Annotated in this window: 22 protein-coding genes and 1 pseudogene; 8 read left to right on the top strand and 15 right to left on the bottom strand. The window is 63.0% G+C overall.

Annotated features, from left to right (window positions below; all coding sequences use genetic code 11):
* Positions 1–313: 313 nt before the first annotated feature.
* The gene (locus tag KIH76_RS04235; RefSeq protein WP_214374579.1) at positions 314–727 is read right to left on the bottom strand and encodes a winged helix-turn-helix transcriptional regulator; all 414 of its coding nucleotides are present in this window, start codon (positions 725–727) and stop codon (positions 314–316) included.
* Between the two features lie 152 nt (positions 728–879).
* Here KIH76_RS04235 and KIH76_RS04230 point away from each other — a divergent pair, with 152 nt between their 5' ends.
* The 3 genes from KIH76_RS04230 (at position 880) to KIH76_RS04220 (ending at position 2,816) form a co-directional block, all read left to right on the top strand.
* Entirely contained in the window at positions 880–1,395 is a 516-nt protein-coding gene (locus tag KIH76_RS04230) for a flavodoxin family protein (protein ID WP_219069428.1), read from the top strand.
* A gap of 66 nt (positions 1,396–1,461) precedes the next feature.
* Positions 1,462–2,181, top strand: a complete 720-nt coding sequence (locus tag KIH76_RS04225; RefSeq protein ID WP_219069426.1) for an SDR family NAD(P)-dependent oxidoreductase — start codon at positions 1,462–1,464, stop codon at positions 2,179–2,181.
* 110 nt (positions 2,182–2,291) lie between these two features.
* Complete coding sequence (locus KIH76_RS04220; protein ID WP_219069423.1) at positions 2,292–2,816, top strand: NAD(P)H-dependent oxidoreductase; 525 nt, start codon at positions 2,292–2,294, stop codon at positions 2,814–2,816.
* Positions 2,817–2,886: 70 nt separating this feature from the next.
* Here KIH76_RS04220 and KIH76_RS04215 read toward each other — a convergent pair whose 3' ends face one another.
* The gene (locus tag KIH76_RS04215; RefSeq protein WP_219069421.1) at positions 2,887–3,789 is read right to left on the bottom strand and encodes a LysR family transcriptional regulator; all 903 of its coding nucleotides are present in this window, start codon (positions 3,787–3,789) and stop codon (positions 2,887–2,889) included.
* A gap of 248 nt (positions 3,790–4,037) precedes the next feature.
* On the opposite strand from KIH76_RS04215, the gene KIH76_RS04210 reads away from it, so the two are divergent.
* Complete coding sequence (locus tag KIH76_RS04210; RefSeq protein ID WP_219069419.1) at positions 4,038–5,219, top strand: MFS transporter; 1,182 nt, start codon at positions 4,038–4,040, stop codon at positions 5,217–5,219.
* Here KIH76_RS04210 and KIH76_RS04205 read toward each other — a convergent pair.
* From KIH76_RS04205 to KIH76_RS04190, 4 genes are all read right to left on the bottom strand, one after another.
* Positions 5,176–5,988, bottom strand: coding sequence for a methyltransferase domain-containing protein (locus KIH76_RS04205; protein WP_219069456.1), 813 nt, complete (start codon positions 5,986–5,988; stop codon positions 5,176–5,178). The genes KIH76_RS04210 and KIH76_RS04205 overlap by 44 nt on opposite strands.
* 196 nt (positions 5,989–6,184) lie before the next feature.
* Positions 6,185–6,493 (bottom strand): cupin domain-containing protein, encoded by a 309-nt coding sequence (locus KIH76_RS04200; protein ID WP_420829251.1) that lies wholly within the window; start codon positions 6,491–6,493, stop codon positions 6,185–6,187.
* Between the two features lie 194 nt (positions 6,494–6,687).
* Complete coding sequence (locus tag KIH76_RS04195) at positions 6,688–7,524, bottom strand: class I SAM-dependent methyltransferase (protein ID WP_219069416.1); 837 nt, start codon at positions 7,522–7,524, stop codon at positions 6,688–6,690.
* Between the two features lie 81 nt (positions 7,525–7,605).
* The gene (locus KIH76_RS04190) at positions 7,606–8,514 is read right to left on the bottom strand and encodes an SDR family NAD(P)-dependent oxidoreductase (RefSeq protein WP_219069413.1); all 909 of its coding nucleotides are present in this window, start codon (positions 8,512–8,514) and stop codon (positions 7,606–7,608) included.
* Between the two features lie 120 nt (positions 8,515–8,634).
* Here KIH76_RS04190 and KIH76_RS04185 point away from each other — a divergent pair, with 120 nt between their 5' ends.
* Positions 8,635–9,303 carry a TetR/AcrR family transcriptional regulator gene (locus tag KIH76_RS04185; protein WP_219069411.1) on the top strand — a complete coding sequence of 223 codons (669 nt, stop codon included), beginning with the start codon at positions 8,635–8,637 and terminating at the stop codon, positions 9,301–9,303.
* Positions 9,304–9,426: 123 nt separating this feature from the next.
* On the opposite strand, the gene KIH76_RS04180 is transcribed toward KIH76_RS04185, so the two are convergent.
* Positions 9,427–9,855 (bottom strand): hypothetical protein, encoded by a 429-nt coding sequence (locus tag KIH76_RS04180; RefSeq protein WP_219069409.1) that lies wholly within the window; start codon positions 9,853–9,855, stop codon positions 9,427–9,429.
* 134 nt (positions 9,856–9,989) lie between these two features.
* Entirely contained in the window at positions 9,990–11,291 is a 1,302-nt protein-coding gene (locus KIH76_RS04175) for an NADH:flavin oxidoreductase/NADH oxidase family protein (RefSeq protein ID WP_219069407.1), read from the bottom strand.
* Positions 11,292–11,434: 143 nt separating this feature from the next.
* Between KIH76_RS04175 and KIH76_RS04170 the strand changes: the two genes are divergently transcribed.
* Positions 11,435–12,007 (top strand): TetR/AcrR family transcriptional regulator, encoded by a 573-nt coding sequence (locus tag KIH76_RS04170; protein ID WP_219069405.1) that lies wholly within the window; start codon positions 11,435–11,437, stop codon positions 12,005–12,007.
* Positions 12,008–12,020: 13 nt separating this feature from the next.
* Here the strand turns inward: KIH76_RS04170 and KIH76_RS11540 are convergent.
* A pseudogene (locus KIH76_RS11540) lies at positions 12,021–12,446 on the bottom strand (NUDIX domain-containing protein); the annotation flags it as partial.
* 270 nt (positions 12,447–12,716) lie between these two features.
* Positions 12,717–13,343: a sugar O-acetyltransferase gene (locus KIH76_RS04160; protein WP_219069403.1), complete on the bottom strand. Its 627-nt coding sequence runs from the start codon at positions 13,341–13,343 to the stop codon at positions 12,717–12,719.
* On the opposite strand from KIH76_RS04160, the gene KIH76_RS04155 reads away from it, so the two are divergent.
* On the top strand, positions 13,306–14,526 hold the full coding sequence (locus KIH76_RS04155; RefSeq protein WP_219069401.1) for a helix-turn-helix domain-containing protein: 1,221 nt from the start codon (positions 13,306–13,308) through the stop codon (positions 14,524–14,526). The genes KIH76_RS04160 and KIH76_RS04155 overlap by 38 nt on opposite strands.
* Before the next feature lie 77 nt (positions 14,527–14,603).
* Here KIH76_RS04155 and KIH76_RS04150 read toward each other — a convergent pair whose 3' ends face one another.
* The 4 genes from KIH76_RS04150 to KIH76_RS04135 all read right to left on the bottom strand — a co-directional run bounded on the left by KIH76_RS04150 (position 14,604) and on the right by KIH76_RS04135 (position 20,960).
* Positions 14,604–16,025, bottom strand: a complete 1,422-nt coding sequence (locus tag KIH76_RS04150) for a DHA2 family efflux MFS transporter permease subunit (RefSeq protein WP_219069399.1) — start codon at positions 16,023–16,025, stop codon at positions 14,604–14,606.
* Between the two features lie 57 nt (positions 16,026–16,082).
* Entirely contained in the window at positions 16,083–16,526 is a 444-nt protein-coding gene (locus KIH76_RS04145) for a MarR family winged helix-turn-helix transcriptional regulator (protein ID WP_236036809.1), read from the bottom strand.
* 295 nt (positions 16,527–16,821) lie between these two features.
* On the bottom strand, positions 16,822–20,256 hold the full coding sequence (locus KIH76_RS04140; protein ID WP_236036808.1) for an FtsX-like permease family protein: 3,435 nt from the start codon (positions 20,254–20,256) through the stop codon (positions 16,822–16,824).
* A gap of 2 nt (positions 20,257–20,258) precedes the next feature.
* On the bottom strand, positions 20,259–20,960 hold the full coding sequence (locus KIH76_RS04135; RefSeq protein WP_219069397.1) for an ABC transporter ATP-binding protein: 702 nt from the start codon (positions 20,958–20,960) through the stop codon (positions 20,259–20,261).
* A 315-nt stretch (positions 20,961–21,275) separates the two neighbouring features.
* Here KIH76_RS04135 and KIH76_RS04130 point away from each other — a divergent pair, with 315 nt between their 5' ends.
* The gene (locus KIH76_RS04130) at positions 21,276–21,917 is read left to right on the top strand and encodes a TetR/AcrR family transcriptional regulator (protein ID WP_219069396.1); all 642 of its coding nucleotides are present in this window, start codon (positions 21,276–21,278) and stop codon (positions 21,915–21,917) included.
* Between the two features lie 4 nt (positions 21,918–21,921).
* On the opposite strand, the gene hemW is transcribed toward KIH76_RS04130, so the two are convergent.
* Positions 21,922–23,166 (bottom strand): radical SAM family heme chaperone HemW, encoded by a 1,245-nt coding sequence (hemW, locus tag KIH76_RS04125; protein WP_219069394.1) that lies wholly within the window; start codon positions 23,164–23,166, stop codon positions 21,922–21,924.
* Positions 23,167–23,220: the final 54 nt, after the last annotated feature.

Below are 23,220 nucleotides of genomic sequence, written 5' to 3'. Positions count from 1 at the left end.
CACGCGCATGCTGCTGACTCATCGACACACTAACACTGCTACCCTTGACCACGGAGGCTCCTTCGCTAGAACGGTTAGGTTTAAGGCACCACCCATTCTGCCTAGAAGCCTCTCGTCATACCAACCCCACCATCAAAACAACAAACACGGTCGCCGCAACGGTGCGTCTGACGGCAAGCACCGTCCAATGCTACGATCATGCATCACACGACGACCGATCCGTCGCCGGACGCATCTTCCAAGCGTATCCGCTTCCCGACCGGACATTGTTTTCGGCGCGCCACGAACGCCGATCCGGTATCGCTTTGGTTTGTTACCCCATCGGACCGTCGGCCGAGGAGCCGCGCGCGTCGAGCAGACGCTGGCCCCATTTCTCGAATTCCTTGAGGGCGGGGATGATGGCGTAGCCGTTGGCGGTGAGCGCGTATTCGACTCGCGGCGGCACCTCGTTGTATTGGGTGCGGCTGACGAGCCCGTATTCCTCGAGGTCGCGCAGCGTGTTGGTGAGCATCATGTTGGTGATGCCGAGCTCGCGTTTGATCTCGTTGTACCGGGCGGCGCCGCGCACGGACAGCACGTACATGACCGGCAGCTTCCACTTGCCCTCGATCGCCTTGAACGCGTAGCCGATGGCGCAGGTCGGCGCGGTGAGACTTACGTCGGCTTCCGCGGCGACATGTACGTCAGGCAGCGTGGCCGTTTCGTTTGATTCGACTTGCTCGTTCATGGTTTCCCATCCTAACATCGTTGCCATATTCCAAAAATCAGTTTTTTATTCTAAGAACAAAAAGTATATGTACTCATGCATACTGTCCTTATCGGAACACCGTGGAACACGCATCCGCGGCAAGACAACCAAACCGATCGAAAGGACCGATCATGGCCAAGCACATTCTCGTCATCCAGGGCAGCCCGACCAAGGGCGGCAACGCCGACATGCTCGCCGACGCGTTCATCGAAGGCGTCGAGTCCGCCGGCAACACCGCGACCAAGCTCACGCTCGCGGACATGGACATCGCGCCGTTCACCGGCTACGACCAGCCGGCCGACGACATGACGACCGTGATGGAGCAGATGAAGGCGGCGGATGGCATCGTGATCGCCACGCCGACCTATTGGATGCAGTTCTCCGCGCAGATCAAGGCGATGATGGACCGCCTGCCGTTCAACGCGCACGACGATCTCGCCGGCAAGGAGTCGGCGCTGCTGGTCGCCGGAGCCAGTCCGGAAGAGGTGCTCGCCAAGAACGTGCTCGGCTACTACGAGATGTGCTTCGGCGAAAGCCTCGGCTGGAAGATCAAGGGTTCCGTGCTGGCCGCCGGCGTGTTCGCGCCCGGTCAGGTCGCCGGCACCTCGTATCTCGACAAGGCGCGCGAACTCGGCCGCGAGTTCTGAGCCGCGCATTCCACGCATCCCCCATCGCACCGCATACCGAACAGCAAGTCCCGAAGGAGCATCATCATGCAGATCGCACTCATCACCGGTTCGGGCCGCAAGGGCGGCCTCGGCTACGAGACCGCCCGTCAGCTCGGCGAGGCCGGCTATCACATCATCCTCGCCGCACGCCGGCCGGAACTCGCGCAGCTCACGCAGGAACTCATCGACGCCGGCATCTCCGCCAGCTATGTGCGTCTCGACACCACCGACGAGGCAAGCGTCGAGGCGGCCGCCGCGGAAGTCGACCGCCGCTTCGGACGGCTTGACGTACTGGTCAACAACGCGGCGTCCATGCGCGCCGGCGCATCCGTCGAACAGCAGGACATCGCCGAGATGCGCGCCGTGCTTGACACGAACGTGATCGGCACGTGGATCGTCACGCAGAAGTTCATTCCGCTGTTGCGCAAGTCGGAGCACGGCCGCATCGTCAACGTGTCCAGCGGCGCCGGCTCATACGGCGACCCGCAGTACGGGTTCCTGCACGGCGCGATGGGCATCCCCGCGTCCGGATACGGCATCTCCAAGCTCGCGCTCAACGGGTTGACGATCAAGACGGCGAAGGAGCTTGCCGCCGATCGTATCCTCGTCAACGCGGTCTGCCCGGACATCACCGACACGTTCGGTTCGGGCATGTTCGGCCGTCCGGTCGAGGTGAGCGCGAAAAGCGTGACGTGGGCGGCGATGCTGCCCGACGACGGTCCGACCGGCGGCTTCTTCCGCGACGGCCGGCCGCTGCCGTGGTGACGACCCACCGAGCGTCAGTCTCCCGAATCGATCGTCCCATGCGGTACAGTAGTGGCAATACGCGCAAACCGTATGATCGCCACCGCCGCAACGCAGTCGAAGGAGACATCATGAAAACGCTGGTCCTCGTCTTTCACCCCGATCTGAGCCGCTCCCGCGCGAACGCCGCGCTCATGGCCGCCGCGCAACAGGACACCGATGGCAACGTCACCATGCGTGACGAATACGCGCTCTACCCGAACGGCAAGATCGACGTGGCCGCCGAACAGCAGCTCGTCGAGCAGCATGATCGCATCGTGCTGCAGTTCCCGCTCTACTGGTATTCCGCGCCCGCACTGCTCAAGGAGTGGGAGGACAAGGTGCTCGAATACGGCTGGGCGTACGGCACGGACGGTGAAGCGCTTAAGGGCAAGCATATCATGGTCGCCACGACCGCCGGCGGGCCGGAATCCGAATACCAGCCGGTCGATGACGGCGCGACGATCGACGAGGTGCTCTCGCCGTACCGTATGATGGCCCGATACACGCATGCCGTGTGGCTGAAGCCGTTCGTCGTGTTCGAGTCGATGGAACTGGACGATGCGGCGCTCGCCGACGCGGGACGGCGGTATCGCGAGGCACTGCTGGCCGAATAACATAGTCGGCAGCGCTTTCGTCACATATGATTCCGTGCGCCCAGTGTTCTCATACGCATTGGGCGCGTTTCTATTGCAGCACGGCGCCGATCGCGTCCACGAACGCCTGGACGGCGGCGGACGGTTCCTTGGGATAGAACAGCCCATAGGCGATGGTCAGATCCCAGTCCACCGGCATCGGGCGGATCATGGGATGGATGCCGGTGCCGAAGGTGCGGGCGAGGATCAGATCGCCGCTGGCCGCGCACGCGTTGAAATCGTCGAACGTATACGACCGCATGTCAATCAGCGTGACGCCCGGCACCGCGGACAGCACGGCCCGCGCCCGATCCATCGCATCATTGACGCCGGGCGCGGGGATATGGATGCGCTGGCCTTCCAGATCATTCAAGTGCAGCGTCGAGCCGGAGCGGACCGATAGCTGATTCGACAGGGGCACGCCCATGCGCAGCGGATACTCACCCAGTTTGAGCACGTTGCAGTCATGCTCCCGACGCCCCGGAGAGAAGCCGTTGGCCGTCATGTCCACGTCCTCGCCGAGATGGTCGAGCGCAGTCATGAATCCGTCGGGGCCGTCCGCCAGCGAGACCAGCTCCAGACTCACGTGACGTCCCTGGTTCGTGAGCCAGACCGATGCGCGCGGCCACAGTTCGAGCAGCGGGGTCGCCGGACGCAGCATGGATACGGCGAGCCGGACCATCTCCCCCGCCGTTCGTTCCAGTTGCCGCGCATGCTGCAGCGACCGTTCGCTTTGCCGGATCAGGCCGCGCGCGTCCTCGATCAACGCGCGTCCGGACGCCGTGGGGGTCACGCCGTTGTTGGTCCGGTCGAACAACGTCAATCCGTATTCGTGTTCGAACCCGGCGATCTGTTTGATCACCGCGGTCGCCGACAGATGCAGCCGTTGCGCCGCTCGGCTGAAACTGCCGCATTCCTCCGCCGCGATGATGGCGTCCAATCGCCTGTCGTACATGCCGCCTCCGTCCCGCGCGCGCCTGTTGCATTCTTCCCAACATCAGTTATAACCAAAAGAGCGCACTCGAATACCACAAGGCGTCACGATACAGACCGGACGCATAGCCGGCGACCATACAATGCGATATCGGAAGCATCCGTCGATCATCATGTCCGACGCGACGGACGATATCGTGAAGGGAAGTCGTTATGCCGGCAATGGCAAGGAGACAGCGCATAACCGAACGTGCGAACGAACGCGGATCCATGACCGTCGACATCGCGCTCATCATGGCCGCGGCATTCTTCTACATGGCCGGCACCATGATGGGCACCACATTGATCGTCGGATACTCGCACTCTCTGGGTGCGAGCGCAACGCTGGCGGGCACGATAGCCGGCACGATGAACATCGTCTCGCTGCTGTGCCGGCCGTGGGCGGGGCGACTCAGCGACCACGCCCCGCTGCGCCGGTTCGCGATGGTCGCGATCATGCTGCTGATCGTCGCCAACGCCGACTACGCGGCCTCGCCCGATGCGGCGTCGATCCTGGCGGCCCGCATCGTCAACGGCATCGGCTTCTCCGGCCTGTCCGTATGTCTTGCGGCCTGGCTGACCGCATTGATCCCGTTGGATCACATCGGCAAGGGCATGGGGTACTACGGCATGGTCAACGCTCTGGCCATGGCGCTCGGCCCCGCCGCCGGCATCCGTCTGCGTTCGCAGTTCGGATATCATGTGACGTTCGCTGTCGTCGCCGCCGCGATGATCGTCGCTCTTGTGCTGGTGTCGTTCGCGCACGACAACATGGCGCGGCGCAACGCGGCAACGGCATCGACGGCGGGGGCTTCGATGCCGCAGGCCGATACCGGTCTTCGGGGATTTGTCGAACGGACGATTTCGGTGCGCGTGATCCCGGTGGCGTTCGTGTTCATGCTGTTCGCCATCCCCTACTGCGCCACGCAGTCGTACATCGTCACCTATGTGGAGGCACGGCGGCTGCCGGTGGACGTCGGCCTGTTCTTCCCGCTGTACGCGGTCGCGTTGCTGGCGTTGCGCGTGGCCATGCGCAACCTGTTCGACCGGCGTTCGTTCCGATGGTTCCTATGGTTGTGCGCGGCGTGCATGATGGTCTCGCTCGGTGCGCTCACGGTCATGCGCGGCAACGGGGTCATGCTGGTCGCCGCCGTGTTCATGGCGGCGTCCTACGGCATCATGAGTTCGGTCAGTCAGTCCGCCGCCGTACGTCTGGCCGGGGCCGGTCATGGCGGGCGCGGCAACGGCACGTACTACATCGGGCTGGATCTGGGCATGGCGTTGGGGCCAATCATCGGCGGCGTCCTGTATGAGCGGGTCGATCCGGCGTGGTTCTATCCGATGCTGATGATCGCCATGCCGGCGGCGGTCATCGTGTATCTTGTTGCGGGGCATGCCCGCGGACGGCGGTGAAGAAGAATCTCGGGAACGGGAAGATGACGCTGCCGTCCGACTGTGTCGGATACGCGTCGCGCACGCGCCCGAACACCGCGTTCTCGAATGCCGCGCGCTCGCCGTCGTCCGCAAGCGCCTGCAGGTATGGGCGAAGTCCGGTGCCGCGATACCAGTCCATGATGGCCTCGTGCGAGGGCAGCGTGTGCATGTACGTGATCTTCCAGATGCGGAAGGCTTCGGCGTTCGCGTGCAGCAGCTCCCAGTATTCGGGCGGCGTGAGGTTGAAGAACTCACGGCTCTGCGGCAGCCGTTCCGCGTAGGCCGGCGAATGCACGAGAGCCGCGATGATACGGTGGATCGGCTCCTCGTAGTTCATCGGCGTCTGCACGGCCAGCATGCCGCCCTTGCGCAGCAATCCGAGCATCGCGGGGATGAGATGCGCGTGGTCGGGCACCCATTGGATGCACGCGTTGGAGAGCACCACGTCGAAGTCGTGCGGCAGTGCGGCCAGTTCGTCCGGTTTCGACACGTCGCACAGCGCAAAGTCGATGTCCGGATGGGCGTCGCGCGCCGCGGCGATCATTTCGGGCGAATTGTCCACGCCGAGGATCGTCGCGTGCGGATAGCGTTCGCGCAGCACGGCGGTGCTGTTGCCCGGCCCACAGCCGATGTCGAGCACGCGCGTGACCGTTCCGTCGTCCGGCGGCAGTTGCGCGGCGAGATCGCGCGACGGCTGCGTGCGTTCCTTGTTGAATCGCAGATACTGTTCGGAATCCCATATGACCATGCGGTTCACGCTAGTTCCGCACGCAGTTCGCGTCCATCATGCCGTCCGCATGTCGGTCGCTGATCGTCGGTCTGTTCCGCGTCCCGCCCCGAAAGTGTGTTGCGGAACGTTGCGGAATGGGCAAACACGATCGGATTGCCGCCCAGCGAAAACCATTGTCCCGTCTGGCGCAACGACGATTCCGCCAGACGGACATTCAGTGTCGCATCATGATGAGCATCATCTTGGATGCTTCCGCGGCGTACACCGCATGCGGCAGCCGGGTCGGGAAGTGAAGGATGCCGCCCGGCACGAGATCCACGGTCTTGCCGCCGCCGGTGACCTTGAGATGTCCTTCGAGGCATTGCACGAGCACCGGCATGGCGGCGGTGTGCTCGCTCAGTTCCTGGCCCTTGTCGAAGGAGAAGAGCACCACGTTGGCGCCCTCCACCTGCATCACGGTGCGCGAGACGGTCGCTTCGGGCTGCACTTCGACTAGCGGTTTCAGATCGTCGATGAACTCCATCACTTGGGACTGCTGCGTTTCGTTCTCATTGTTCGTCTGTTCGCTCATCATCGAACTCCTTCATGCTCGTTGTCTGCCTGCCGGTGCCGGCTCCGCGAAAAAGCTGGCACCGGCACGGTCATACGGTCAATCTTCGTGAGGCGACCGACCCGTCGCCTCACGCATCCTTCCAGCGTATCCTGTCGCGCGGAACGCTATCGTCGGCGCGCCACGAACGCGACGCCGGTCAGCTTGTCACCGTACGTGTCGAACACGCGGCGCATCTGCATGACGCGCGCCCGCAGATCACGGTGGGTCAGCACGTTGCGCACGATGCGCAGCACTCCGACCACCCCCTCGTCCGCCAGATTGCGGCGCATCTTCAGCAACGCCATCGGCTCGCCGCCGCTCCACAGCACGTCGAATCCGGCGGATTCGAGCAGTGCGCGCCATTCGGCCTCGGTCAACGGTCGGGCGTTGACCTTGATGGCCCGGGCGAGATCCTTGCGGATCGCGTCCTTGACGGATTCGTCGAGATCGTCCGGTGCGAGACCCATTTCGTGGATCGCGTACAATCCGCCCGGGGCGAGCAGACGATGCGCCTCACCGATGATCGCCCGTTTGCCGCGTTCAGACTGCATGGTGAGCATCGCCTCGCCGACCACCACGTCCGCGGACGCGTCGGGCAATCCGGTCCGCGAGGCGTCGGCCAGCACGCAGGTGCCGTCCACCGAGGCCGCCAGCGGCTTGATGATGTTCACCACCTGCGCATCCCGGTCGACGCCGGTGTATGCCGACGGTCCGGCTTCCATGATCAGCCGCGTGGTGCGACCCAGTCCCGGCGCGAATTCCACCACACGCCGGCCGGCGATCGCCACCTGCGCGAGCATGCGCTTGGTGAGCCGTTCGCCGCCCGGCCTGAGCACGCGTTTGCCAAGATGGGCCAGCACCCAGTGTCCCTGCATGTGTTCCGCATCGCGGTCGGCTTGCGGAAGATTTGCGGACGGAATATCCGCGCCCACGGCGCGTTCGGTCTTCGTATGTTCACTCATTCGTCCCAGCTTACGGGATCGATCCGTCGCACAACAGACTGGTGTCCCGCGCCAAATTGTGGTATGCGGCGCCCCACCGGCTCACTGCGCGACGTCGGTCAGGTACGGCGCGCAGACTTGTGCGCAGTAGTCCCAGATGCGGCGTTCTCCGTCCGGCGATATCCACTTGGCGTCGATGCGCTTGCGCCGCATGTTGCCCCAGAATTCGCCGCTGATGCCTTCGACGGCCGGCGACGCGGCCATGAGCACGCTCGTGCGCGCGCCGTGCCGGGCGGTGCGGATGAACGGCAGCCATAGGATGATCAGCGGCAGCATCCACGGCGACTTGCGGAGTGATTCGCGTTGCAGCGCGGTCGCGGCCGAGCCGGGTTCGACCGTGTTCACGGTGACGTTGCGCATGCCATCCGCCTTGAGTCGCGCATCAAACTGCCGCATGAGCCACCAGACGTACAGTTTGGAGAATCCGTAGGCCCGTGCCATTGAATAGTGACGTTCCAGTTCGACGTCGTCGAGGATCGGCCGGCCGGCCTGACGGTAGGATTCGCTGGCGACGGTGACGATGCGCGCGGACGGGCTGCGCTTGAGCAGCGGCAACAGCAGGTTGGTCAGCAGGAACGGCGCGAGCGTGTTGATGGCGAATGTCTTCTCGTGGCCTTCGGCGGTGACCTCGCGGGTGGAGCCGAACTGTCCGCCGGCGTTGTTGACGAGCACGTCGAGCCGGTCGTAGGTCGCGTTGATGTCGGCGGCGAATCGTGCGACTTCGCTCATCAGCGACAGGTCGGCGACATGGGCGTGCACGTCGCGGTTGCCGGTTTGCTCGATGATCCAGTCGCGTACTTCCTGTGTTTTGCGCGGGTTGCGGCCGTGCATGATGATCGTGTGACCTTGTGCGGCGAGCGCGAGCGCGGTCTGTTTGCCGATGCCGCTGGATGCGCCGGTGATGAGGATGGTTTTCTTGGGATCGGTTGCGTTGGATGATGCGCGGAGCATTGTTGTCGGATGCCTTCCGGTTATGATGGTACAAGTGTGACATCAACGACGGTAATCGGCGACCGACGGCCGGCGCAAGCCGCTCGGGTACGGCGATGACAGAACGGGAGGAAGTGTGACATGGGAGACGACAGGCAGCAGATCATCGACGATCAGACCACCAATAATCGTCCCGCAGACCATCGGCCGACCGCCGATCAAGTCGCGGATCGCCGACTGGCCACATTGCATCGCAACAACGAGGAGTCGAACGCGTTCGTACGCGACTGCATCGAGGGCGCGCTCATCCAGCTGATGAAGACGAAACCGTTCGAGTCGATCACCGTCACCGACATCGCACGTCGCGCCGGCGTCTCCCGCAACGCCTACTACCGCAACTACGCGTCGAAGGAGGCGATTCTCGACGGGTTCCTCGCCACCATCTTCGAGGAGATCAACCGCAGCCTTTTACGGTACGATCCGATGGCGCAGACCCGCGAGGCATGGCTGGCCATACTCGCCGGCGTCCGCCGCATCGCCCTGCAGTATCGGTTGATTCTGCAGGCCGGCCAGGGCGATCGCATCCGCGAGCGCATGCGTGCGAGCATGAACCACAGCGCCGACCGGCATGAGATCGGCCCGCGTTATGCCGCGGCCTTTTGGGCGGGCGCGATCTGCGAGACGGTCGACCAGTGGGTGCTGGCCGGCATGGACGCACCCGACGAGGAGTTGGCCGACGTCATGACCGATCTCATGCTGCACGGCGTCGCCACCGCCGGCCGATATCATACTGGCTGTCAGGCCGGCTGAATCAGCACGCCTACGACATCATGCGCACACACGAATAACACACAGTCCGATCCGCCCCCGCCGGCAAACGAATCACAGCTCGGATCCGCCTTCCCCCTATTCTGATTGCGGCAAGGTCACTATTCAGGTGAGCGCGACCACGAGGATAGAAGCGATGCACAGCACGGCGGCGACAACGACCATGCCGATCCATACGGGTGTCCGGTTTCGGTCGGAGAACAGACTGCATGCGGCGATCGCATCCAACGAGAGACCGACCACTCCGAACACGCTCACTTTGTCCCATAACGGCATCAGGGCGAACACCGCGGCCATGACGGCGAGCACGAGCCCCGCCACGGCGAAGCTGCGTGAAACTTCGTTCGGCTTCTGCCTCTGCGGATCGACCGGTGGAATATACGGCGACATCGTGGGCGGATAATCATACGGCTGACCGGACGCGGGTTCGGCCGACGGTTGCCGGCACTGCGCCTGCCGCTGATATTGCGGCGGCAACGAAGCCTGTGGCTGGCGGGACGGCTGGGATGACGGCGGGTATGGGTTCGGATTCATCGCGAACTCCTTCCAATTCGGCATGCGTACGCCATTGCATTTCCATTATCTCGCCGATTCGACGTCATCACCATACTTGCCAACGCTGAATTTGCGGGGACGAGTCCGCAATAGCCCAGAACACGGGAGGGCGATCACTGCCGGCCTTTGCGGCGGCGCGGGGCGAGAGCGGAAGGACCGTGCTGTTTGACGGCGAACAGGAGCGCACGCATGCCGCCGATATGCGGGTCAGGGCGGCGTCCGCGCGCGATGCGGTGCATCTGCAGTTCGAACCAGCTGATGACGAGGATGCCGCCGAACGCCTTGTCGAGCGGCTTGATGCCGGTCGTGACGCGCGGCAGGTCGACGGAGCCTTGCCAGCCGTCGCAGATGATGCGGTTCGGCAGGTCGGGCACGAGTGCGAGCGGGCGCGCGATGCCGATCATCTGCGCGATGCCCTCATCCAGCGCACGGTTCATGTCGGTGGCGTTGCGGAAGCCGCCGGTCAGGGCGACCGGCACGCTCAGCTCGCCTTTGACGCGGCGTGCGAAGTCGGTGAAGTAGACGCCGCGACGGCGGTCTTCGGCCGCGCCGTCATTGGTTTGGATGACCGGCTTTGAATACGTGCCGCCGGAGATGTCGATGAGGTCGACGCCGCGGGCTTCGAGCTGTTTCATGACCCAGATGGATTCCTCCTCGTTGAAGCCGCCCGGAGCGTCGTCGTGCCCGCCGACTTTAACGGCGATCGGCACGTCGGACGAGTTGAGCTTCACCGCGATCGGAAAATCAGGACCGACGGCCTTGCGCACCGCGTCGAACACATCGAACAGGAAGCGGGCGCGGTTGGCGAGGCTGCCGCCGTATTCGTCGGTGCGTCGGTTGTCGAGCGGCGATAAAAACTGGTTGATGAGATAGCCGTGGGCCGCGTGGATCTCCACGCCGGTGAAGCCGGCCTTCTTTGCGATGCGCGCAGTGTTGGCGAACCGGCGGATGATGTCGCGGATCTGGTCACGGGTCAGTTCGGTCGGTTCGGCGAAGAACTTGCCGTACTCGCCGTCGACCTTGCCGGCGCTCGGCGCGAGTGGATGCCGGTTGATGGTGATGGGCGACTGACGGCCGGGATGGTTGATCTGCATCCAGCAGTGCGCGCCGTTCTCAGTGCCGGCGGCGGCCCAGCGGCGCAGCATCGCAAGGTCGCGTTCGTCCTCGACGGCGACGTTGCCGGGCTCCCCCAGCTGCGTGCGGTCGACCATCACGTTGCCGGTGACGAGTACGCCCGCGCCGCCTTGCGCCCATGCGCGGTACAGGCGCACGTGCGCTTCGGTCGGCGCGCAGTCGCGTCCGGCGAGCGCCTCGTTCATCGCGGATTTGTAGAACCGGTTCTTGACCGCCACGCCGCAGGGCAGGGTCAGCGGTTCAGCTATCGGCGTGTTCACGGTGTCTGTCGTCATCATCATCACCTTTTCATTAGTCCAGTTTTTTACAACTGTCCAAACAGTAACACAAAATTGGACAACTGTAAAATTATGGACGATAGGCTATGATGCGGAAACGGACGCAAGTACGGGAACTACGAACAGACGCCGAAGGAGAGCGGACCATGAAGAAAGACCTCAACGCCAAGCTCACGCGAGGCACGCAGCGCACGCTCGACGCGTTTTTCGATGCGATGACCGCACTGCTCGCCGACAAGCCGTTCGCCGACATCAGCGTCAACGAACTGTGCGAGCGCGCCGGCTATCCGCGCGCCACGTTCTACAACTATTTCGAAGATCGTGACGACCTGCTCACCTACTGTTGGATCGCGCTGTCCCAGCGGGCGGATTCCGCGGATCTCGCATCGGTCGAATCGTCACGCCGCGTGGACGTCGCGCTCGACGCGATGGCCGATCTGCTGGAGTCGAACACCGCCATGCTGCACGCGGTGCTGGCGCACAATCCGCCCGACGGGCCGCTGTTCGCCAGTCTGCACCGGTTCATCGAACACAACGCCCGGCAGCTCATGCTCACCTGCGTCGACCGCGACCGTTTCGATCTGCCGGCCGACCTGATCGCCGACCATTACGCGAACACCGTGCTGCTCGTGCTCGACTGGGCGTACCTGCGCGGCCACACGCTCACCCGCGCGCAACTGCACGACTACGTGCACACGCTGCTTCGCGGAGTGGAATAGAGCAACTACTCGCCTATTCGAACAGCGCCGTCCAGTCGGGGTCGCGGTGGACGGTGAAACACATGGCGATCTGCTCCGCGGTGTTTCTTGTCGTGGAGAGCCGGGGAAGCCGATCTTCGTCGAAGTAACGGATCTCCGTCGTCTCGATATTCGATTCGAAGCACCCGCCGACACGCGTGCAGAGCACGAAGAACTTGATCACCCCATATGGGAATGACAGACCGTTGTGGTTAGCGCAATCCTGCACTGTGACGAGCCGGTCGGCGGTCACGTCAAGCCCGGTCTCCTCCTTGACTTCCTTGATCGCGTTGGATCGTACGGACTGGTTCTCGTCGACCCATCCGCCGGGAAGCGATCATTCGCCGCTGTTTTCGTGAGTGAGCAGGATGCGTCCATCAACGTCGAAGATCGCCGCCCTGGTGTCGAGTTTCGGCGTCGGTTATCCGGCGCTGATCAGGCCGCGGTCGAGGATTTTCTGGTAGAACTGCGCTGGATAAATGTCGCGATACCGCGCATAGTCGTCTGACACACGTCCCCAATCAAAGGGAACACCGTTATCTATGCTCTCATCTGATATCATCCGGCCGCCTCCCGTGGATGCCTTGCATCATCAGCAGATATACCAACTTCAAGCGCTCGAAGTCAATATCTCGGCAATGTAATAGGCACAGGCGCCCCACCCCCGGTGGCGAAGGACGCGGCCGACGGATCATTCGCCCCGAGTCTCGCGCACGAGTTCGTCGTCGGCGAAGCTCATGCCGGGACGGTATTCGTCCATGTCATGTTCGTCGATCTCGCGCAGGACACGGCAGGGCACGCCGACCGCGACGACATGCGCGGGAATGTCGTGCGTGACGACGCTGCCCGCGCCGATCGTCGTGCCTTCGCCGATGGTCACACCGGGGCAGATCGTCACGTTCGCACCGATCCAGCAGTCGTCGCCGATCACGACCGGATCGGCGAACATGAACTCGCGCATGGCCGGGTTGATCGGATGGCTGACGGTCGCGATGTTCACCGACGGACCGAACATGACGCGCTTGCCGATGGTGATCCGACCGTCGTCGATGAACGAACAGTTGACGTTGACGTATGTTCCGGCACCGAGCGTGATGTTCGTGCCGTAGCAGAAGTAGAGCGGCGGTTCGATCCATGCATCCGAGGAGCATCCGAGAATCTCGCCGATCAACGCGGCGCGGCTTTCCATATCACCCGGGTCGAGTTCGTTGAACCGCTTCATGCGGCGTTTGGCCGCGAGACGATCCTCCGGCAATCCTTCGCAGTAGTCGGTGAACAGTTTGCCGGCGGCGATGCGCTGGCGCATGGTTTCCTTCACGATGGTTCCTTTTCCTCGGGGTCGGCCCGGCGTCGTGCGATCGGCCATGCAAGCGGCGACGAGCACGCGTCATTGTCGTCTGCCAACCATTACACACGATGCATATGCCGCACAACACATGACTACTGGTAGAATTTACGTCAGTTTTTGCACTATTTACCGAGGACTCGAGAAAATGAACGACATTGGTCGCATATGCGTCGATCACGGCAACCGCAACGCCTCGGTCGACGGCGGCGCCGCCGGGCCAGCCATCGTGCGCGCAAACGGTTCGGAACGGGTGCGCTACGACTATCCGTCGTTCTTCTCGTATGCACGGCGGGGACGGCTCTCCTCCTATCCACTCATGCGCGCGCAATGCCATTGGCATGACGATTGGGAGTTCCTCCTAGCCGAACACGGTCATCTAACGTATTTCGTGGATGGAGAGCACGTGCCGGTCCGTGAAGGTCAGGGAATTTTCGTCAACGCGCGGCGATTGCATTATGGCTATTCGGACGACGGCTCCGATTGCGAATTCTTGTGCGTGCTGCTCAATCCCATGCGTGCAGGCGCGGCCAAGGACATACTGGAACGCTACATATTGCCGATCGGCAGCGCATCGCGCCCACCGTACCTGCTGCTCGACGGAGACGATGCCGACTCGGCCGCCATCCTGCATACGACGAACGGCATCGTCGCCGCGCGCGAAGCCGACGAGCCGACCGCACCGTTGACGGCGTTGAGCGGATTCTATGCGATCGCCCGACATCTGACACTGATGACGAACGACGTCGGAACGAACGCGGACGCGCAACGGAACGGCCGCGCGAACATGACCCGCACGCGTGAAGGACGGCACCGCGCAGACAGGATTGCTTCACTGACGGCAATGGTCGATTTCATCCAGGAGAATTTCACATGTCAGTTGACGCTGGCCGAAATCGCGAGCGCCGGTTCGATCGGTCGCAGCAGTTGCGCATCGATATTCCGTGACTATCTCAACCAGTCGCCCATCGAATATGTCACCGACGTGCGTATCCGTGCGGCCATCGATCTGCTGGCCGGAACCGAATTGCCGATCGCCGAGGTGGCCGCCCGCTGCGGCTTCCGTTCCCCGGGTTTCTTTTCGCGCACGTTCCGCAATGTCATCGGCGTGCCGCCGTTCGCCTACCGCAAGCAGCGGCGAGACCGCGCCGTTTGAGCACGAGCGGGATCGCACGACCGCATGCTCACGTATGGCAGCGGTCATGCGTGCGGCAATGCTCCGTCGGTGTCCCGTCAATTTGCATGACGATCCGCCATCTCGCCGCGCAGGAAGACGAGCGGGATGATGATCAGTGGGACCGCGCATGCGCCCATGGCCAGGAACGTCAGGTTCAGGCCGCGCATGTTCGCCGCGGCCAGCTCCATGCCGCCGGAATGCGCAGAGGCCGCCAGCGCGGTCATCATCCCGACGAATACGGCCTGGCCGATCGCGCCGGCGATAGTGCGTAACGCGGTGAGCAACGCGTTCGCGTCGGCGAGTCGCCCCTCGCCCGCGCAGCTGGTGCCCCAGGTCACGAGCGGCATCATCAGGCAGCCGATCGCAAGCGAACGCGCCACGTTGATCGCGCCCGCGACCCAGATCGATGCCGCCAACGGCAGCAGTCCCATGCACAGGTTGCTCACGGTCAGGCAGATGCCGCCGATGAGGAACAGCCGCCTCACGCCGAACCGGTCATACAGCCTGCCGGCCATCGGGCTGATGACCGCCATGGCGAGCGAGCCGGGCAGACCCACCAGGCCGGCCATCGATGCGGAACCGCCTTTGATGGTCTGCACGTAGAGCGGCAGCATGACCGACGAACCCATCATCGCGAAGTACAGCAGCATGCTGCCGATCACGCTCAACGCGAAGCCGCGGTTGCGCAATATGCGCACGTCGAGGAACGGGCGCTCGCGCTTGAGCTGCAGCATCACGAACCATACAGAGGCCGCGACGCCCAACACCAGCGGCAGCAGCACCGTCGTGCTCACGAACGGCATGGAGCCGATATTGCCGATGCCGAGCGTCACGCCGCCGAACGCGACGACGCTCACCGCGAAGGACAGCATGTCGAACGATCGCCGCGAGGTCTTCAGCACGTCGCAGAACACGAAGCATGCCGCGATCAGCGACACCGCCATCACCGCGATCACCAGGTAGAAGATCGACCGCCAGCCGAACGTGTCGACCATCAGGCCGGACAAGGTCGGCGCGATCACCGGCGTGACGCCGACGGCGAGACCGTACCAGCCCATGATCGTGCCGCGGTTGTCCGGATAGATGGTCATGAGCACGACCTGTGCCATCGACATGAGCAGTCCGTTGCCGCACGCCTGAATCACGCGTCCGATCATGATGACGGCGAACGGCACCGGCGCCACGCAGACCAGCGAACCGACGATGAACAACGCCGCGCCGGCGAGGTACAGCGGTTTGGTCGGGAACCGGGTGATGAGGAAGGCGGTCAGCGGCATGACGATGCCAATGGCGAGCGAGTAGCCGCTGGTGAGCCATTGGCCGATCTGCATGGTGACGCCGAGGTCGGCGACGATGGGCGGCAGTGCCGTGGTGAGAGCCGTGGCCATGATGGTGGTGGCGATGCACGAGAGCATGATGTTGGCGAAGATGAGCGCGCGTCGGCGGTTGCTTAATGAGATCTGTTCAGTATTGGACATGGTTGTTGCTTCGTATGGCCGATGGTATGTGATGACGATGCGTGCGAGGACGAAGGACTAACGTTCGTGGCGATTGAGTTCTTGGTAGTGACGTTTGATCACAATGAGGATCTCGCCGAACCGTTCACGCTGGTCTTCGTCGAGCGCCGCGAGCAGCTCGCCGGAGGCACCGTTGCCGGCCGACCGCCGGCGCATCGCCTCGGCCTTTCCCTCCTCGGTGAGCGCGACCATGTACGTGCGCCCGTCCTCGGGATGCGGGGTGCGCGTGATCCAGCCGCGCGCCTCCATCTTGCCGAGCAGTTCGCTCAGCGACGCCGACCGGATGCCCAGGATCGCAGCAAGCCGGCGCTGACTGACCGGACCGAGGCCGCTCAGGGTGAGCAGACAGCGCGTCTGCCCACTGCCGTGCGAGAGCGCGTCGCTGCTGCGTACTTCCCGCTGGTGGCTGATGCGCGCCACGTCATGGAATAGCTCCACCAGTTCCCGGTCGCTCATCGTCATGGTTCGCCGCCTTCCTCCCGATAACACGAAAATTGCTAGGTACCTTGCAAATAATACAAGGTACCTGGCAAAATGCAAATCGGCGTCACCAACCACACGCCAACGAGTGCACGTCAATCGCGTTTAGCAACCCAACGTTTGCAGACTTCGCCGCACTGCCGATACGCAACGATGGCGGGCTGCCGCACATCGGCCAGATCCGAATGCGAAACACGTCGCGGCGTCAGGGAGACTCAATCTTCCTGACGCCGCGTCATGCTCGCAAACAGCACGACAGGCCTTCCGCCACCGGCCTTTATTCCACTGATTTGAGGGCGGCGAGCATGTCCACGTTCTTGAGCTGCCGGTAGACGACCACGCCGAGCGCGGACAGCACCGCGGCGACGAGCAGCGCGGGCACCACGAACGCGGGCCATCCGAGCGCAGGGTCGAACATGACCTCGTCCGGCGGCACCTCGTCGATGATGTACCGGTGAAGCCCCGCGCCGAACCCGTAGCCGGCGAGGATGCCGAGCACGGACAGTACGATGGTTTCGCGGTAGATGTACATGGTCGTCTCGTTCGAGTGGAAGCCGAGCACCTTGATGGTCGACAGTTCGCGGATGCGTTCGGACACGTTCAGGTTGGTGAGGTTGTACAGGATCACCACGGCAAGCATGCCGGCCACGAGCACAAGCACCTCCATGATCTGGTTCAGGGAGTCGACGATCGTGGTGGTTTGGTTCTTCATCGTGGTGTTCTGCACCACGCCGCGCACGCCGTCGTTCTTCATGAATCGCGCACCCTGCTTCTCGGCGTTCTCGATGGAGCTGTCCTTGAGCCGCACCAGATACGCGTTCGACTGGTAGTCTTCGCCGAACACGTGTTCGTAACCGCCGGACGTCATGACCATGAGATGCCCGATGTACATTTCGCTCACGCCGTCCACGCGCACGGAACGCTCGGTGCCGTCCTCTCCGGTGACGCGGATCGTGTCGCCGGTTTTCGCGTCGAGCATCGAGGCCATGCGTTCGGAGATGACCGCGCCGCGGTCGGTGAGGATCTGCGGTTGGTGGCTGACCCGCGAGCGCAGGGTCACGTAGCCGTTGAAGTTGTATGCGTCGTCGGTGACGAGCAGTGTGATCGACTGCTTGTCGCCCTGCTTGCCGGCGGTTTTGGTGAGTTCCTCGTAGCGGATCGGCATCGCCTCGTCCACGGCCTTATCAGTCATGTCCTTGGCGACAGCGTCGCGCTGTTCGTCGTTGTTGTCGGATTTTTCGGCGACGATCATGTCGTAGTGGATCACCTCGTCGAACTGGCGTTCGCTGATCTGGTTGATCGACCCCTGCACGCCGAGTCCGGCGACGAGCAGCGATACGGCGCCCATCACGCCGAAGATCGTCATGAAGCCGCGCGTCTTGTAGCGCAACAGGTTGCGCGCGGTGACCTTGCGCGTGAAGCTGAGCCGGTTCCAGATGAAGCCGAGCCGTTCGAGGAAGATCTTCGACCCGTTCGCCGGCGGTTTGGGCAGCAGGAGCGCGGCCGGCTTGTCCCTGAGCTCGCGTGCGGCGGCGAGCATGGCCGGCACGACGGCGCTCGTCCAGGCGAGCAGGAACGCGGCCACGGTGACGGCCGGATGGAACCTCAGTTCGATGACCGGCATGGTGAACCCGTCGCTGTACGCGCGGTAGACGATAAGCGGCAGGATCGTGTGACCGGCCGCGACGCCGAGGATGGTACCGACGGTGGATGCGGCGAACCCGTAGACGACGAACTTCTTGAGGATGTCCGCGTTGCCGTAGCCGAGCGCCTTCAAGGTGCCGGAGTTGACGCGTTCCTCGTCGACCATGCGGCCCATCGTGGAGAACGTGACGAGCGCGGCAACGAAGTAGAGGAACACGGGGAAGATCATGGCGAGTTTGCCGACGATGTTCGCGATGATCTCGTACACGCGGTAGCCATTGGACGTGAGCCCTTCGCGTCGGCCGTCGATCGAATAGGCGGGCACTTCGAGCGTGTCGATCTTCTCGCGGGCGAGCGCGATGTCATGTTCAGCAGTCTTGATCTTCGCTTCGGCGGCGGGTTTCGCGTCGTTGAATTCCTGGAGTTTTTCGGCGTACTGGTCTTCGGCCTTTTCGATGTCGCGCTGGCCTTGGATGAGCTGCATGGCGCCGGACGAAATACTGCCGGCCGAAGCATTGCCGTCGCCCGACGTGCTGGCCGGTGCGGTGGAAATGGCCTGGCCGAGTTCGGTCTGCTTGTCGGCGAGCTGCCGGGACGCGTCGGCGAGCGCGACCGCGTTGTTGCGGTATTCCTCGCTGCCCTCCTTGAGCTGTCTCGCTCCGTCGTTCCATTGTTGAAGCGCGGTGTTGTAGGCGTTGAGCTGGGCGTTGTATTGCGAGACGGCGTCGTTGTAGGCGGCGAGCGCTTTGTCGTACTGCGCCTTGACGGTGTCGTACACGCTGCCGGTCAGGCCGCTGTTCGCCCAGCCGGCCAGTATCGTGCCGGTGTTGTCGAGGACGGGTTTGACCGATTCGAGGACGGTGCGCGCGGCGTCGAGCTGCGTTTTGGCTTGCGTGAGCTGTTGCCATGACGAGTCAAGCTGCGCCTGGCCTTGGGTGAGCTGTTGGGCGGCGGCCGCAAGCTGGGTCTGTCCGGAGGTGATCTGCGAGCCGGCCGCAGCGATCTGTGCAAGAGCACCGGACAGTTCGGCGGCTGCGGCGGAGCCTTGGTCGACGGCAGTGATCTCGCCTTGGGTCATCTGATCTTTGGCCGATTCGATCTGCGTTTTGGCGTCCGCGAGCTGCTGTTCGGCGTCGGCGAGCTGCTGTTTCGCGTCGTCGACCTTGGCTTGCGCCTTGTCGATCTGCTTGCGTCGGTCTTCGCGGATCGAGGCCTCACGTGCTTTGGGCTGGCCGGCGAGACGCTTGGTAAGCGTGTCCTTGTGCGCCTGCACGCGGTCGCGGTATTCGCCGGTCCAATAGTCGACGTGCTGCGTGTCGTCGAAGGTGACGCGGCCGATCATCGTCACGTCCGAATCGAACGTATCCGGTACGACCACGCCGTAGCCGTCGAGTTCGCCGGTGCCGGCCGTGGATTGTCCCATGTTGAGGTTGGAGACGATTTCGCTGGCGTCGACGAAGCCGACCACGGTGTACTTGGTCTGCTTGAGGATGGTGTCGCCGGCGATGTCGGGCAGTTCGGTGACCTGCACGGTGCTGTCGATCGCATACCGGTCGCGTTCGGCCGAATCGAGCGCGATCTCGCCGGTTTTCTTCGGCAGTCGTCCTTCGATGACGCGGTATCCGGAGACGGTGTTCGGCTTGGAGTAGATGCGCAGGCTGTGGTTGCTGCCCTTGATGGTCACGTCCTTGAAGTAGCCGAATTCGGCCTGACGCACGCCCGCGGTGTCGCGAATGATCTTCTCATCGTCTTTGCTCAGTCCGTAGTCGCTGATGACGGTCACGTCGGCGAGATTGTGCTCACCGTAGAAGGTGGTGCCGGTCGCCTGCATATCAGGGCCTGTGACGAACAGGCCGACGAGTGCGAACGAGCCGAGCATCATGAGACTGACGATCGAGATGAACCGGCCCTTCGATTTGGCGAGGGTGACGCGGATGTCCTTCCACAGCATGTGCTTACGGACGAGTCCGCCGTCGCCGCGCTGTTTGCGCGTGGAGATGCGGCGGTGCGCGGCGACGGTCGAGCACTGTGCATCGTCCGGTTCGATGAAGTCAGTGAGTTCGGTCATGGTTACCACTCCAGGTCCTTGATGTCCATCGGATGTTCGTTGACGTCGATTGATTTGACGCGTGCGTCGTGCATGTGGATGACGCGGTCGGCGATCGGCGCGATGGCCGAGTTATGGGTGACGATGACGACGGTCGCGCCCTTCTTACGGCTTTGGTCCTGCAGGATCTGAAGCACCTGCTTGCCGGTGTTGTAGTCGAGCGCGCCGGTCGGCTCGTCGCACAGCAGGATCTTCGGGTTCTTGGCAACCGCTCGCGCGATGGCGACGCGCTGCTGTTCGCCGCCGGACAGCTGTGCCGGGAAGTTGTTGATGCGATCCTTCAATCCGACGTCGATGAGCGCGCGCACCGGGTCCTGCGCATCTTTCACGATTTCGGAGGCAAGTTCGACGTTCTCCTTGGCGGTGAGGTTGGCGACGAGGTTGTAGAACTGGAATACGAAGCCGATGTCGTAGCGGCGGTAGTCGGTGAGCTGGTGGGCGGTGTAGTTCGAGATGTCCTTGCCGTCGATGATGACCTGTCCTTCGCTGTTGGTGTCCATGCCGCCGAGGATGTTGAGCACGGTCGACTTGCCGGCGCCGGACGAGCCGAGAATGATCGCGAGCTCGCCTTTCTCGATGCCGAAGCTCACGTCGTTGTTGGCGGTGATGGTCGTGTCTCCCATGCGGTAGCGCTTGAAGCTGTGCACCATCTCGATATAGGCCATGGCTTATGTTCCTTTCACCCTTACCTTGGCTCCCCTTGCTAGGAGAGCTGTCGGCGTAGCCGACTGAGGGGTAGTCATACGTTTTGCGCAGTCATTCATCAGCATCTTGTTTGAACAACATGTTGATTTAACTGCCGCAATGGTAAGAACAGCCGTAAACCCAAGTCAATCAACGATTTTCGCCGATCTGTTCAGATTAAACAGATCGAAAAATATTGTTGATTCAGTCACTAAACAGACAACGTGTTGATAGAATATCGGTCAGCATCATCCCGCATCGGATCATCCGGACACATCAGTCAAGGAGAGTTCATCATGGCAATCGCAACGACGGACGCAACCGCCACACCAACCAAACGCAACACGAAAACCGAGGCCAAAATCAAGGCCGCGTTCACCACGCTCGTCAAGTCGAAGGGCTTCGACGCGATGACCGTCAGCGACATCGCGCGTACGGCCGGCATCAACCGCGGCACGTTCTACATGCATTACGTCGACAAGTTCGACCTGCGCCGTCAGCTCATCGACGACACCATCGACGATCTGACCGAGATCCTCATCGCCAACGCCGAAACGGACACGCAGATCACGACTCGCACCGGCAAGGCGATCTGCGACGCGTTCCAGACCCGCGCCATCGCCGAGGCGTTGCGCTACATCAAGGCCGATTTCGCGTTTTTCGACGCGGTGTCGCGGTCCGGCAACGACTTCCAGCTGTACGACCGGGTCAAGGCCGTGCTCAAGAGACTCATCGTCGCGCAGGCCAAACGCTTCGGCGCGCAGCCGCAGCCGTCATATAACGGTATCCCCGCCGACTACGCGATGGAGATCCTCGTCTCGGCCGTCGCCTCGATCATCTGGCTGTGGCTGCGCCGCGGCTGCAAGGAGTCACCGGACGAGATATGCCTGATCATCGAAAAGAACAAGACCACCGCGCCGATCGACGTGCTGTGGTGACCGGTCAGATGCCGGCAAGGTCGAAGAAGCGTTCGATGACGGCGTCGTTGAGCAGACGGCCTTTGCGGGTGGGGATGACGCGGTCGGTCGCGGAGTCGATGATGATGAGGCCGTCGTTGACCATCGGACGAAGTTCGGCCGGGTCGATATGCCGGAACGGCGCGGTTTCGCCGTTGGATTCGGATGCGGCGACGGCCCGGTTGATGAGGTTCAGGTCGAGTCCTTCGCGCAGTCGCAGACCGAGCATGATGAGTTCCTCGAGGTTTTCGCCCGGTGTGATGGTTTCGCTGCCGTCCCACGGGATGCGATGTTCGTTGATGGCGGTGCCCCATAAGCGCGGGTGGGCGATGTCCCAGCTGCGCAGGCCGTGCGCGGTAGCGTCACTGTCCGCATTACCGTTGCCGGTTGCACGGTTGTAGTGCGAGTGCGCGCCCGGCCCAAGTCCGGCCCAGTCGACATTGCGCCAGTAGCCGAGATTGTGCCGGCTCTCGTAGCCGGGTCTCGCCCAGTTGGACACCTCATACCATTCGAGGCCGGCGGCTGTGAGCATATCGTCGGCGATCTCGTATTTCGCCGCCTCATCGTCGTCATCCGGCTTAGGCAAGGTGCCGGCGGCGATCTGACGGCCCATTTTCGTGGTCGGTTCGACGGTGAGCGCGTACGCGGAAATATGGTTCACGCCGAGGTCGATGGCCGTGCACACGGAGGTGCGCCAGTCATCCAAGCTCTCCCCCGGTGCACCGTAGATCAGATCGACGCTGGATCGCAGACCGGCCTTGTTCGCCGCTTCGACGCCGGCGGCCACGTTCGCGGGCGTGTGCGTGCGGTCGAGTGTGCGCAGTACGTGCGGCACGGCGGACTGCATGCCGAAGGAGATGCGCGTGAAGCCGCCTTCGGCGAGACGGTTGATGTAATACTCGTTGACAGTGTCCGGATTGGCTTCGGTCGTAATCTCCGCACCCGGCGCGATGCCCCACGTCTTACGGATCGCGTCCAGCATGGCCACGAGGTCGTCCGCGGAGAGGATCGTGGGCGTGCCGCCGCCGAAGAACACGGTGTCGGCCGCCGGCTCCTCGATACCGTGGTCGAGCTGCCACCGCCTGGTCAGCTCCATCTCGCGGACGACCATATTCGCATAGTTGCCGCGCGAGGCTCCCGCGCCGAGATCGACCGCGGTGTATGTGTTGAAATCGCAGTACCCACAGCGACGGAGACAAAACGGAACGTGGATATAGATTTCGTAGGTCATCCTGCAGAACTCTCCTCGGTCACCCAAACGGATCTCCGTGGAACGGAGAGCCAA

Source organism: Bifidobacterium simiiventris (assembly GCF_019331715.1).
In the GTDB taxonomy this organism is placed as follows: Bacteria; Actinomycetota; Actinomycetes; order Actinomycetales; family Bifidobacteriaceae; genus Bifidobacterium; species Bifidobacterium simiiventris.
The sequence above is the reverse complement of the archived record's forward strand: the minus strand, read 5'-3'. Positions and strand labels throughout refer to the sequence as shown.